General features: G+C 67.0%; 11 protein-coding genes and 1 pseudogene. 3 read left to right on the top strand and 9 right to left on the bottom strand.

The window, feature by feature from the left end:
* The first annotated feature begins 105 nt into the window (after positions 1-105).
* Positions 106-1,239, top strand: coding sequence for a TIGR03364 family FAD-dependent oxidoreductase (locus tag ABIC51_RS27980; protein WP_354006719.1), 1,134 nt, complete (start codon positions 106-108; stop codon positions 1,237-1,239).
* Positions 1,240-1,326: 87 nt separating this feature from the next.
* Here ABIC51_RS27980 and ABIC51_RS27985 read toward each other — a convergent pair whose 3' ends face one another.
* From ABIC51_RS27985 to ABIC51_RS28005, 5 genes and pseudogenes are all read right to left on the bottom strand, one after another.
* Positions 1,327-2,517: a hypothetical protein gene (locus ABIC51_RS27985; RefSeq protein WP_354006720.1), complete on the bottom strand. Its 1,191-nt coding sequence runs from the start codon at positions 2,515-2,517 to the stop codon at positions 1,327-1,329.
* Between the two features lie 29 nt (positions 2,518-2,546).
* Entirely contained in the window at positions 2,547-3,230 is a 684-nt protein-coding gene (locus tag ABIC51_RS27990; RefSeq protein ID WP_224051807.1) for a hypothetical protein, read from the bottom strand.
* A gap of 19 nt (positions 3,231-3,249) precedes the next feature.
* Positions 3,250-4,428, bottom strand: a complete 1,179-nt coding sequence (locus tag ABIC51_RS27995) for a hypothetical protein (RefSeq protein WP_354006724.1) — start codon at positions 4,426-4,428, stop codon at positions 3,250-3,252.
* A 57-nt stretch (positions 4,429-4,485) separates the two neighbouring features.
* Positions 4,486-4,638, bottom strand: a pseudogene (locus tag ABIC51_RS28000) (double zinc ribbon domain-containing protein); the annotation flags it as partial.
* A 505-nt stretch (positions 4,639-5,143) separates the two neighbouring features.
* Entirely contained in the window at positions 5,144-5,272 is a 129-nt protein-coding gene (locus ABIC51_RS28005; protein ID WP_021162513.1) for a hypothetical protein, read from the bottom strand.
* Between the two features lie 223 nt (positions 5,273-5,495).
* On the opposite strand from ABIC51_RS28005, the gene ABIC51_RS28010 reads away from it, so the two are divergent.
* Both ABIC51_RS28010 and ABIC51_RS28015 read left to right on the top strand, forming a co-directional pair.
* On the top strand, positions 5,496-6,461 hold the full coding sequence (locus tag ABIC51_RS28010) for a hypothetical protein (protein ID WP_341772873.1): 966 nt from the start codon (positions 5,496-5,498) through the stop codon (positions 6,459-6,461).
* 163 nt (positions 6,462-6,624) lie between these two features.
* Positions 6,625-7,734, top strand: a complete 1,110-nt coding sequence (locus tag ABIC51_RS28015) for a DNA alkylation repair protein (protein WP_334005788.1) — start codon at positions 6,625-6,627, stop codon at positions 7,732-7,734.
* A 37-nt stretch (positions 7,735-7,771) separates the two neighbouring features.
* On the opposite strand, the gene ABIC51_RS28020 is transcribed toward ABIC51_RS28015, so the two are convergent.
* The 4 genes from ABIC51_RS28020 to ABIC51_RS28035 all read right to left on the bottom strand — a co-directional run bounded on the left by ABIC51_RS28020 (position 7,772) and on the right by ABIC51_RS28035 (position 12,173).
* Entirely contained in the window at positions 7,772-8,404 is a 633-nt protein-coding gene (locus ABIC51_RS28020) for a hypothetical protein (protein ID WP_146254522.1), read from the bottom strand.
* A gap of 33 nt (positions 8,405-8,437) precedes the next feature.
* The gene (locus ABIC51_RS28025; protein ID WP_059696753.1) at positions 8,438-10,309 is read right to left on the bottom strand and encodes a hypothetical protein; all 1,872 of its coding nucleotides are present in this window, start codon (positions 10,307-10,309) and stop codon (positions 8,438-8,440) included.
* Between the two features lie 173 nt (positions 10,310-10,482).
* Positions 10,483-11,250, bottom strand: coding sequence for a hypothetical protein (locus tag ABIC51_RS28030; RefSeq protein ID WP_226129473.1), 768 nt, complete (start codon positions 11,248-11,250; stop codon positions 10,483-10,485).
* Between the two features lie 56 nt (positions 11,251-11,306).
* Positions 11,307-12,173 (bottom strand): hypothetical protein, encoded by an 867-nt coding sequence (locus ABIC51_RS28035; protein WP_226129471.1) that lies wholly within the window; start codon positions 12,171-12,173, stop codon positions 11,307-11,309.
* Between the last annotated feature and the right edge of the window lie 192 nt (positions 12,174-12,365).

Raw genomic sequence — 12,365 nt, forward strand, 5'->3', positions numbered from 1 at the left:
GCGCGCCAGTCCCGGGGATCTACCCGCGGGACGCGGCGCACGGCAACCGACACGCCCGCTCCGAACGGGCGGTGCGTCACATCTCGACAGAAGGAGCTTGCCATCGTGAACGCCATCGCAGCGGCGGATGCTTACGACGTGATCGTCGTCGGCGCGGGCATCGTCGGCCTCGCCCATGCCTATACGGCGGCGCTCGAGGGGCTGCGCGTCTGCGTGATCGAACGCGATGCCGCATGCGTGGGCGCGTCGATCCGCAATTTCGGTTTCGTCACGGTTACCGGGCAGCACGCCGGGCACAGCTGGCGGCGTGCGCGGGCGAGCCGCGAGGTCTGGGCGGACGTGGCGCCGCAAGCCGGCATCGACGTGCTTCACAAGGGCCTGCACCTGATTGCGCGTCGCCCCGAGGCGATGTACCTGATCGATGCGTTCATGCAGACCGGCATGGCCGACGGCTGCCGGGTCATGACGCCCGGCGAAGCGGCGGCCGTGGCGCCCGAGCTGCGGCTGGACGGCGCGCAGGGCGTCCTGCACAGCCCGCATGAACTGCGCATCGAGCCGCGTACCGCGATCGGGTTGCTGGCGTCATGGCTGGCCGAACGCTTCGGCGTGCGGTTCCGCTACGGCGAGATGGTGCACGAGGTGCGCACGCCGACGGTCCGGACGTCGCGCGGCGTGCTGCACGCGGAGCGCGTGATCGTCTGCGGCAATGCGGACAGCCGTCACCTGTACGGCGACTGGTTCGCGCGGCACGAGGTCCGCCTGTGCCAGTTGCAGATGCTGCGCGTGCGGCCGCGCCGCCCGCTGGCGCTGCGCGCCGCGGTGATGAGCGACCTGAGCCTGCTGCGTTACGCGGGGTTCGCGGCGCTGCCCGCCGCCGGCGCGTTGCGTGCGCGCCTGAACGCGGAGGAGCCCGTGTGCGTCGGGTACGGCATCCACCTGATCGTGGTGCAGAGTGCCGACGGCAGTCTCGTGGTGGGCGATTCGCATGAATACGGCGCCGCGCCGCTGCCGTTCGCAACGCAGGAGATCGATGCGCAGATCCTGCGCCTGCTGCACGAGACGCTCGATGTGCCGGAACCGGATGTGGTCGAGCGCTGGACCGGCAGCTATCCGTCGGCGCCCGATGCCGATTGCGTGATCGAAGCACCGGACGACGGCACGCGTGTCGTCGTCGTGACGAGCGGCGCCGGGATGAGCACGGGTTTCGGGATCGCGCAGGACGTGTTTGCCGCGTGGTGACGGCGTGGACGAGCCGGGGAGGCTCGCGCGGCTGAACCGGCCGGCGCCTGCCGATCGACAGCAGGCGCCGGCGCGATCATGCAGCCGTCACGCGTGACGGCGTGCGCCGCATTCGCCGCAGAACAGGTCGTCGGCGGCCATCGGCTTGTGACACTGCGCACACGCCATGGCTTCGTCCGTGGCGGGCGATGACGTATCCGACGCCGGCAGCGAAGCCGCGCCGGCCGCACCGGCGGCGTGTGACGCGCGTGCTTTTGCGAGGTGATCGGCGGCGCGCTCGCGTGCCTGTTCGGCGTGGCGTTTCGCGTCCGCGACGTGCTGGCTCAGTTTCTCTTCGGTCGCGGAGAAATCGACACCGCTGACCGTCTGCAGATAGATGAGGCACGTGCCGTTGACGAACGTCAGGAACGGGATCACGAGGCCGATCGCGACCAGCAGGCCGTTGCCGAAGCCGTACGCGCCCAGATAGGCCATGCTGCGGTAGTCGAATCCGCCTTCCGCCGCGTCCGCGCCGAGGCCGTACGCGCCGGCATGGCGGCCGAAGCCGCCCAGCCCGCCGAGCGTGCTCATCAGGCCGCCCAGCGGGCTGGTGCCGGTTGCCGCCGAGATCGACGAGGCGATCGCGGCGCCCGTGCCGAGAATCCCGAGTACGACCGCGGACAGGACGCCGACGAGCAGCAGCAGCCCGAACATCCTGACGATCACGCCGAGCAGCTGGCGACGGCCGATCTGCAACAGGCGCGCGGCGGTCTGCAGCGTCGAGTTGCCTTGCCAGATGGCGGGCGCGGCCAGCGGATAGCCGACGTACCACATGCCGGCGAAGATCGCGCCCGCGACGATCGCCGCGAGCGGATACGCGATCGCATAGAGCAGCGGGCCGAGGCCCGGGATCTTGCAGACCAGGAACACGATCAGCAGCGCGAGCAGGAACAGCACCCAGCCGACGGCGAGCAGCACGCCGACCCCGATCAGGCGGTGGACGGTGAACGTCGCCTGCAGCAGCGCGTCGACGAATCCGACCGGCTCGCCCTGGGCATCGCGCATCAGCACGATGCCGACCGCGGAATAGCCGATCAGCGAGATCGCGCAGGTCGCGATGACGAACAGCACGCCGAGCACGGGGCTGTGACCGAGTACCTGGATCGTGAGCATACCCATCAGCATGCTGGCGACGAGCGCGAAAGCGCACATCGCGAGTGCGCGCCAGTTCGTGACGGCCTCGGCAGCGCGCAGCAGTCCGAACTTCCCCGACACGGGGGCGTGATCGAGCGTTGACATCGTTGAATCTCCTTGCAGGTGCGGGCGGGTCAGTGTGCGGCGGGGGCGTCGAGCAGCGCGACGACGGTGACGCCGTCGACCTGCGCGAGCTGGATGCTCGACTGCCGGACCGAGCCCGGCTTGCCGTTCAGGTAGACCTGGCTTTTCAGCGTATACGTGCCTTGCGGTGCACCCGACGGCAGTTTCAGCGTGAAGCTGTTGTCGAATTCACCGCTGCCCGGCGTCGCGTTGACGACCTTCTCGCCGCGCTTGAACTGTTCGCCCGACGGTGCATACACAGTCACGACTTCCTTGACCTCCTGGACGGGCTCGTTCGTGCCGGACACCGCGCGAATCTGCGAGGCCAGCCTGATCGGCTCGCCGGCCTTGACGGCGGAGCGCGGCGTCACGACCGTGTTGTATGCGTCGATCTTCGCGTAGGGCGGCAGGTTGTTGCGGTTGCTCGCGCGGTAATCGCGATCGACTTCGGCTGCCGTTTTCGTCTGCCGTGTCGCCACTTCGATCACGGCGCACGCGGCGAGCCCGGCCACCGCGCCGCCGATCGCGCCCTTGGTGCCGCCGATCAGCGCGCCGACCAGTGCGCCGCCGGCGCCGAGTGCCGTACAGCGCAGCACGGATTCGGACGAGATCCCGCCGGCGCCGTTCTGGGTGGCGCAGCCGCTGGCGAGCAAGGTGACCGCGCAGGCCGCGGCGAGGGTTTTCTGGATTGTCATGTCGGTGTTCTCCGGCGCTTCATTCAAGTGTGCTGTTGTTGCGCAGTGCATCCATCTGCCGCGCCTTCGCCTTGCCGATGAGCGTCTTCGCCGGACGGTTGCCGGGCTCGATCGCAAGGACGCTTTCCGCTGTCGCGATGGCCTTGTCGTACTGGCCGCGCGACAGGTCGCCCTGCGCGCGTTTCAGCAGGCCGTCGACGGCGGGCGATGCGGGGTTGGCCGCCGTGGACGGGCGCACGGGCGGTGCTGGGCGCGGCTTGTTGCGCGATGCTTCCGCAACGGCGGCGGGTGCGGCCGGTGCGGGTGCGTCGTCCTGCAGTTTCGCGAAGGGCGACGTCTGCTGCGCGTTCGCCGATGCAGGCGGCGTGTTGGACGCGTTCGACGCGGGCGGCGTCGCGGGCACCGAAGCCGTCGCGACATTCGTGACGACGGCCGGGCCCGACGCGGGCGAGGTCGCGGCTGCGGCGGCGGTGGCCGTATCGATCGGCGCGGATGCCGGTGTGTCGGCCGGCGTCGTCGCAACGACCGCGCTGGCGATGACGGTACCTGCTCCGGTGATGTCCGACGCGGCGTTGGCCGGGACGGCCGGCACCGTGGATGCGGCGACCGGCTCGGGCATTGCGGGGGCGCTCGCCTGGCGGCCGTGCCACCAGAATGCGCCGCCCGCGCAGGCGACGGCGACCGCGACGCCCGCCGCAATGATCTTGAGTTTTGCCGACGTATCGTCGTTCGTCGGTGCGGGCTGTGCGATCGGCCGGGACACCACGCCGGATACTGGGCGCATGGGTTCGGTATCCGGCGCCGGCGCGGTATCGGTGTCCGGTACGTCGCGAGGTTCGGCGACCGTTTCGACGGCGATCGTTTCGTCGGCGGCGAGCGCCGCATCGGTGCTTGCCGATGCGCCCGCAGGCCCGGACTGCCCATCGGTGGCGACGGGCGAGACCTGCGACGCAGCGACCGTATCACCGCGATGGTCTGCCGCTGCGTTTGACGTGACGGTTGCCGCGACGCCATGCGATGGCAGCGGTGCGCTCGCGCGACCCGATTCCGCATCGGCGATGTTCGCGACGTGCGGGGTATCGTTCGGGGCGGTGTTCGACGCCGGTGATTCGACGCCGATGTCGTGCGCAGGCGCGTGAGCCGATTCCGCGGCTGCGTATGCGGGTTGCGGTGCGGACTCGGCAGGTGGAGCAGGCACGTCGATTTCGATTGCGCCATTGTCATTCGCGGATGCGACGGGCGTCCCGCACTTGTTGCAGAAACGCTGGCCTGGCGTCAGAACGGCATGGCAGCTCCGGCATGGTGCGCCGGCCGCTTCGTTACGAGTGGCCGCCACCGGTGTTCCGCATTGCTTGCAGAACTTGAGCCCGACGGGCAGATCGGTGCCGCAGTGGGTACACGCAGTCATGATTCAGTAATCCTCTTCTTTTGATCGATCGACGTGAAGGCGCCGTGCGAGCAAGCGCACGTATGTCCGAATCGCGGGATGGCGGCGTATCGGCCGTGTGCTACGAAGGCACGCGACGCGGAACGGGCCGCTCGGCGCGGGATATCAGTCGAATTCGGGACGGCCGCGCGGGAAGTGGCGGCGTAGAGAAGAAGAGATCCGGCTGACGTGGATCGGCACGTACGGCCCGACGAATCCGGATGTTCCGGTATTGAATGGCGAGTTCAAGCTTTCCCCGTTTCAGTCGCCAGGTTGAATCCGGCGGACTGTTTTCATTATTTGGATTGGTAATACAAATGGTCTTCTGCGGCGGATATTACACTGAAATCAAGCGGTTTTGCCATCCACCAATCGCGTGACGAAGTGTGTCGACGGAGAGTTGTACAGCACGGCAGCGAGTGCCTGGCGGCTTCGGAGCGGACGTCATGGCGCAGGAAGAATTCCGCTCGAAAATGCGCATCTGCCGTCACAGCAGACAGACGCGACGCAGCGTGACCGTGCGCAGATACACGGATTTATCGAGCCACGGCACAAACACGTACTCGTCGTATGCGTCGCAGCCGATCAGAATCCAGTGGGACAGAACGTTGGACATGATGGTCTCCTTGACCCGGCTCGTTTCTCTCTCCGACGTGGCGGGTGCCGACGTGCAGCTGTCGTCGTTCCGTCGTGCGCTCACACACGGTATACCCGGCGAGCACGGTACCTATTCCCGAAGCCGCGCGACGCATTCCGCGGCATGTCGCCCATCGCGGGAATAAACGCGCTGGTTTCCCGGTATGTCGATCACGCACTGGAGGCATGGAGAGGAGGCGCCAATGCACGACAGGGAGAGGCAGACCGGGGACACGCCGGGCCGGGCGCAACACGATCGCGAGGGCGCCTCGAACGCGAGCGGGGCGCAGCGGTCGTCGTGGTTGCGGGAGGGCGGCATGCGCCCGCCACGGAGCAATCGTGCCTTGCGTCACGCACCGCATACGCACGACCCCGACGACGGTCGACCGGTGTCGGCGCATGACCTGATGCGCAAGACCGCGCGGAGGCTGCAGCTCGGGTCCGGCATCCTGCTGTGGCTCTATATTTCGATTCACATGATCAATCACGCGCTCGGCATCTGGTCGATCGATATCGCCGAGCGCGGGCTGCACCTGGCGATCGGGCTCTGGCAAAGCCTGCCCGGAACGATCGTGCTGTACGGCGCGGCCGGCCTGCATTTCGCGCTGGCGATTCGCACCATTTACGGCCGCCGGCACTGGTCGCTGCCGCCCGCCGAATGGCTGCGTCTCTGGGCGGGACTCAGCCTGCCCATGCTGCTGATCCGCCATGTTGTCGGGACCCGCGTAGCGACCTCGTTCTACGGCTTCGAACCCAACTACGAGCGGGTCATCGTGTCGCTCCTCACGAGCGGCACGCAGGGGCTGCAGATCGCGCTGCTTGCGCCGGGGTGGGTGCACGGCAGTCTCGGGTTGTGGTTTCATCTGCGCCGGCGCGCGTTTTTTCGTCGCGCAAGGTTCGTGCTGCTGGCCTTGCTCGTCCTGCTGCCCGTGCTGTCGGCGGCGGGCTTCGTGCAGATGACGCGCGCGATCGTGCCGGAAAGTCTTGCCGTACCGGCGCCTGATGCGGCGCTGGTCGCGCATCGCGCCGCGCTCGACAGCTGGCGGCATCTGCTCGTCGCCGGTTATCTGTCGCTGATTGCGATTGCCTTCACCGGCGGCCAGTTGCGAAACCGGCTTTTCGGCGACGATCCATCCGCTGAGCCGCGGCGAGAACCGACGCATGAATGAATACCGCGCATCCGCTCGCGATTCGCGATTCGCGCATGCCGGCTGCACGCGCATCGGCGCAAGCCGGACAGCTAAAGTCTGCTGACAGAATCTGGCAGGGGCTTCGGCGATACTGTGCGTTTTCGCACCCGATGATCCGCGACGCGCGTCGGATCTCCACGTCATGACAACCACTCAAGTTCCCGTTCCGCTGAAGGAGTCGCTGGGGAAGCGGCAATTCCACGCACTGTCCGACGCGCTGCATTCGATCGAGCCTGCCTTCGACCGATCGGCGTTTCTGGCGACGGCGCTCGAAGGCCTCGACGGCTTGACGTTGATGGAGCGCGTCAGGCGCGCCAGTCTCGCGATCGACACGGGCGCACGGCCGCTGCAGGGCGGGTACGATGCCGTGCTGGCGTTGTTGCAGGAGGCAGCGCCGCGATTGGGCCGGGGTTTCGTATCGCTCATCGCGCCCGATTACGTCGGGCAGTACGGTCGTCACGCGTTTGACCGTTCGATGGACGCGCTGAAATACTTCACGCCGTTCGGCACATCGGAATTCGCGGTGCGCGAATTCCTGCGCATCGACCTGGCGCGTGCGCTCGCGACGATGGAAGCCTGGTCGCACGATGCGGACGATGCCGTGCGCCGGCTGGCGAGCGAGGGAAGTCGCCCGCGTCTGCCCTGGTCGTTCCGGCTCCGCGAGATCGAGGCCGACCCGTCGCTGGCCGCGCGGATTCTCGACAACCTTCGCTCGGACCCGAGCGCCTATGTGCGCCGCTCGGTCGCGAATCACCTGAACGACGTGGCGAAGACGCATCCGGCGTGGGTGCTCGATCGGGCCGAACGATGGGGCGGCGACCATCCGCATACGCGATGGATCGTCCGTCATGCGCTCCGCACCCTCGTGAAGCAGGGCAATGCGCGAGCGCTCGCGATCCTGGGTGCCGACAGCGCGCCGCGTCTGGAAATCGGCCCGTTCGGCGTGACGCCCGCGCAGGTGGTGCTCGGCGAGTCGATTACGCTCGCGTGCGAGCTGCAATCGACGGCCGAGACCGCGCAGCGGCTCGTCGTCGATTACCGTATCGCGTATGTGAAGCAGAATGGCGACGCGTCGCCGAAGGTGTTCAAGCTGAAGGGGCTGACGCTCGAACCCGGGCAGCGCGTCACGCTGCAGCATAGTCGTCCGATGCGTGATTTCACGACGCGCCGGCACTATGCGGGCCGGCACGAGGTGGAGCTGATCGTCAACGGTCAGGTCGTTGCGCGATCGTTTTTCGAGCTCGCCGTGTGAGTCAATTCAGTGCCTGCGCAAAGGCAGGCGGCTTGCGCTATTGCACCAGTACCGCCTTGACGCAAGCCGGACCCAGTGGCTCGCCGTTATCGGAGCGTGCGTCGATGGCGTAGACCGAGACATGCATGCGTTGACGCTCGAAAGCATCGAAGAGCCACCGGCCGTGTTCGCCATAGTGAGGGTGACGACTGAACCCCATGGACTCCAGTGCCTCCGTGAACCGGGCGAAGTCGGGCTCGCACGCCGGCAACGGGGAGGCCGGCGCGCCGGGAATCGGATCGAACATCAGATCCACACGCGTACCGGTATCACCGATCGTCAGCCGCTGGAGACTGAATGCCCAGTTGCCCGGCAGGCGTTGACCATAGCCGAACTGATCCTTGTCGATCGCTTTGGTCTGCACGCCAAAGATGCGGTGTACCGTTTCGGGCGTGATGTCGGTCACCTGGCTGCTGTCCTGAAGCAGCGCCAGCATGCGTTGTAGCGCCTGCGTCGTGCTCAGGTTCGCCGGCGCCCGGGATTCGACGGGCGATTCGCCTGCGCGGTCCGGCGCGGCCGAGTCCGCGAGCTGTCCGTATACGCAGTCAAAGGGCAAGCAAAAACTCAAGGCCGCCACGACAACCCCCGACGTGCGGAACAGGCTGCGGGCAATGGGCGGTTTGGCGGTCATGGCAATGTCCGGCGCGATGTTCGGGGCATGCGTCTAACGCACGCCAAGCGAATAGTCCTGGCCGTACACCGAGCGAAGTTCTCCCGGCTTGCCCAGGAGCCTGAGCGGGCGATACCTGGCATTGGACAGGATGCGCGTGGCGCGCGGGTAGAACCCCGGGTCGGAAGCCAGCCCCCTTACGTGCGCCATGTCGGCCGCGATGCGCGTGAGCGTGTAGCGCGTCAGGTCGCACTGGATCTGGCCGCCGGCGATCTCGCAGGCTTGCTTGTCGTAGTCCGCGTTGGGCGGGGTAGGGTACAGGCCGTCGATCACGATGGCTTCGCCCGGCGCTACGCTGAACGAAGCAAATTCGCGCTTGAGCCTGGTCGAGACTGCCAGCCCGTCGACGGATTTCTCGCGGGTGACGGTCTTCCATCCCGCAGGCTCGGTCATCTCCGACACCGTGCTCTTTTCCGTCGCCCAGAATGCGCAGCCGCCGCTCTGGACGAAGACCGACGAGCAGTACGTATTCGTGACCTCACGGTCACGATACTGCGCGTTGAACCATTCCTGCGACTGGATGAAGTCGGTGTTCTTCTTGGGCAGCAAGGCGATCAGCCCCAGCGGCGAGCTGCCCGGCTTCTGCCGGGTGCCGAGTTGCGACATCGCCTCGGAGGTCGTTTCGTAGGTGTTGCCGGCGACGGTGTACGTGCCCGGATTGACGATGTAGACGAAGTACTGGGCGTTGCCCGCCACGAAGGTCGATACGTAGCCGTGCAGCCCCACTTCGGTGAAGGGTTCGTCCGGCCCCACGCGTATCACGTCATGGGCATCGGTCTTGTTTTGCCAGATGGTGGTGGCCGTCACGTCGGTACGGAACGCCCATTTCCTTGGGTCGATCGCCTCGTTGCCGGTGTATTTTTTGTCGAGGTTGATCGCGGGCACGATCACGAGGGACTTGCCGGCCACCACGGCGCGGTTGATCAGCCAGTCGATGCCGGTGTGCCAGCTTTCCAGCTTGCGCTCGCGGGGAAGCGCCGGAGGCGCTTTCGATTCGCCCGGTGGTGCTGCCGTCATGGCCGCGACGAGCGTGCAGATTTCCTTGCGCAGCGTTTCGTCGTCCATCTCCTGCTTCGGGTTGAGTCGTGCGACCACGGAGATCACGCCCAGCGCCTCCTCCAGCATGAAGCGGATCGGGAACGAGCGCTTCTCTCCCTGTTCCGGGAGCGGCTGGACGATCGTGACGTCGGTCAGCGTGCCGTATCGTTCGTTCGACGTCACGCTCAGCTTTGCCGCGGTGGCGGCTTGTGTCAGCCGCGAGGCCGCGTCGGCCGGGTTCAGCGCCTTGATCGGCAACCAGGTGGTGTAGTGGCGGCCCGTGACGCCATCCAGCGCGGGGCGGAAGTTATAGGTGCAGGTGGTAAAGGCGGGCGCGCCGAGAAACGCGTCGCTGGACGACGCGGGCGCCGTGGCGGCCACGCCTGAGCCCACTGCGTTGCGGCTCATGTCGACGCGGCCGAGCATGCCGCACATGCCGCCCCGGATGGCTTCGGGTGCTGCCTGCATGCCCGGGGGCAACGTCGTCGCCACGGAAATGGTTTTCGTGTCCTGATTGGCCGTCAGCGTAATGGCGAAGCCGCGTGCGCGGTCGCTTTGCTTTTGCTGGATGGTCAACTGGCCCGCCGGGCCGGTGTAATTTTCGTCGCCGATCACGAAGCCGTCGCTCGCGGCAATCTGCTTGAGTTGCGCGATGGCGTTGCGTGCGTCCAGTCCCGGCACCGTGGAGAAGGTCGAGAAGCGCGTGCCGGTGCCGGTGTCGGCTTCACGCCTGAAATTGGCCTCGCAACCGGCCGCAGCCGCGGCGTGGTGCCAGCCGAGACCCAGCATCAGCCCGGCGAAGGCCAGGCGCAGGCGTGCGGAACGCATGGTGCTGCGTTTCCCGTGTAGTGATGGCGTCACGTCGATGTCCTCCAGTCGATCAGCAGTTCAGGTGTGCGGTCGAGCGCTCGACGCCTCGCGGTTTCGGCTGCCGTTGCGGCCGCGGGCAGGTGTCGTCATGCTCGGCGCATGCGAGCGGCGCGATGTCGAGGCGCGCTCGCTCAGGCGTCGGCACGCTTGCACCGCATGCCCGCGATACGTTGGTCCGGCCTGTTGCGGTAGAACACGAAGGTGGTTGCCCCGGGGCCGTGATTGCCGCCATCTTCGTCGACGTAGGTTTCGGCAAACACCGGTACGGCAGCGTTGGCGATACTGACCCGGTAGAACACGTTCTTTTGCGTGTTGGGTGCAGTGGTGCCGTAGTCCCGCGCGCAGCTGCCGGCGATGCGCTTGACCGCGGCACCTCTGCCGAACTGGCGCAGCAGAATGTCCTGCGTGTCGTCGTTCGGGTAGAACTTCCGCAGCACGATCGACAGGACGGCGGTCGCATTGCCGTTGAGTACGACGCCGACGTGGCCTTCGTTGTCTTTTTTGACGCCGGCGCTCTCGCCGACCTTGCCGTCCGGCACGTCCACCTCGCCAAAACCCGCAAGCAGCAGGCTGCCGCCACGGTAGCGCGTGGCCTCGCGGGCGTTCGTGTCCGGATTGACGAGCGGCCCGGCGTCGTCCCAGTGCACGCCGGTGACGCTGTCGAACGCTGGCCAGGTCGCCGGCTTCACTCCGCCGAACACGCCCAACAGCGCCTGCAGCGGCAAATCCGCGGCCATTGCCGGCTCATGGGGGGCAGGCCGGGATGCGGCGGACGCAGGTGCTGTCATCGGGCGGACGGACGGCGTCGCGCGCTCGCACGCGTTCAGGCCGACCAGCAGCGCGCAAGCGGACAGCGCACGCAAGACGTTGGCCGAGGTTCGCATGTGCAGACGTTGCATGAGGCGCTCCGCATTCATGGAGGGCGCGGCCGGGTAGCGCGGCGGGCGATGGGGGATCAGCGGCACTTGACGTCGTAGTCCGTGACGGACGGGAGGGCGCCTTCGCCTACGGTGGTCAAGGTCAGCTTGCCGGCAGGGCCGGTGTAGCCGAAGTCGCAAAAGGCGAGCCCGGTGCCCGCGCAGGACTCGGTCTCGACAATGCCGCGCCTGACCAGGGCGGACTGCCGCGGCTCTCCGCTGGCGCCGCCTCGCACCGGATTCCATCCGTTGGCGATCAGTGCCTTGCGGGCCTTGTCGATCGGCATGTTGTAGACGTTGGGCACCTTCGCGCGGCCTTGGCATACGGCGTCTGCGTCGGCCACCCTGGACAGGCGCAGCGTGCCGTCGCGGTCGACGTGCAGGTCGCCGGCGGGCGAGGGCGCGATGTCGCCATCCCAGATGCGCACGGCGCCGCTGTCGAGCGGGGCCAGTCTGCCGATGGCGGTATCTTCCGCCGATTTGCCATAGGCCAGCGCGATCAGCTTGCCGTTCTCGAACACGGCCACGTTGCCTTGCGTGATGCTGCAGGTGCCGCTGGTCGCTGCCTCCATCTGGCCCGCGAAGCTGATCGCGCGGTAGGGTCCCAGCGGCATGTCCGACATGACGGCCCAGCCTTGCGCTGCCACCAGCCTGGCCGCTGCCGATTTCGGCTGGATGACCAGTTGCGAGCAGTCTCCGCGATCGTTGGCGCTACCAGCCATGGGTAGATTCGCGAGCGGCTTCATGCGGATGTCCTTCAACTCGGACACGACGCGTGGCGCGGATACGGTCGTTTGTGCGGCGGCCGGCACGGTGAGCGCAAGGCCGAGCATCAGGCCGGCGCCATACAGGCAGCTCGATGCGAACGATGCGGCGAAACGAGGCGGAAAGGAGGCGCGCGGCATGGCGGAGAAATCCGTAGAGGTCGTGGAAGCGGGCTACGAGGTACGGTGCGTTTGTGTTTGCCTGTTGCCGGCATCGCGAGAGGGAATGCGTCGCCGGGTAACGTTTTTATGAAGCGCTTCCGCTTCCCGAATATCAGGATCGGAAAATATATTCAAAGGCAATAAAGCGGAGACCGTTGCGCATGCACCGGC

This window comes from Burkholderia sp. 572, assembly GCF_040545135.1.
GTDB classification, from domain to species: domain Bacteria; phylum Pseudomonadota; class Gammaproteobacteria; order Burkholderiales; family Burkholderiaceae; genus Burkholderia; species Burkholderia cepacia.

Coding starts and splice junctions, on each gene's coding strand:
- ABIC51_RS28015 (WP_334005788.1), top strand. CDS start 6,625: ATGACAACCACTCAAGTTCCCGTTCCGCTGAAGGAGTCGCTGGGGAAG.
- ABIC51_RS27990 (WP_224051807.1), bottom strand. CDS start 3,230: ATGACAATCCAGAAAACCCTCGCCGCGGCCTGCGCGGTCACCTTGCTC.
- ABIC51_RS27985 (WP_354006720.1), bottom strand. CDS start 2,517: ATGTCAACGCTCGATCACGCCCCCGTGTCGGGGAAGTTCGGACTGCTG.
- ABIC51_RS28025 (WP_059696753.1), bottom strand. CDS start 10,309: ATGCGTTCCGCACGCCTGCGCCTGGCCTTCGCCGGGCTGATGCTGGGT.
- ABIC51_RS28010 (WP_341772873.1), top strand. CDS start 5,496: ATGCACGACAGGGAGAGGCAGACCGGGGACACGCCGGGCCGGGCGCAA.
- ABIC51_RS28005 (WP_021162513.1), bottom strand. CDS start 5,272: ATGTCCAACGTTCTGTCCCACTGGATTCTGATCGGCTGCGACGCATAC.
- ABIC51_RS28035 (WP_226129471.1), bottom strand. CDS start 12,173: ATGCCGCGCGCCTCCTTTCCGCCTCGTTTCGCCGCATCGTTCGCATCG.
- ABIC51_RS28020 (WP_146254522.1), bottom strand. CDS start 8,404: ATGACCGCCAAACCGCCCATTGCCCGCAGCCTGTTCCGCACGTCGGGG.
- ABIC51_RS28030 (WP_226129473.1), bottom strand. CDS start 11,250: ATGCAACGTCTGCACATGCGAACCTCGGCCAACGTCTTGCGTGCGCTG.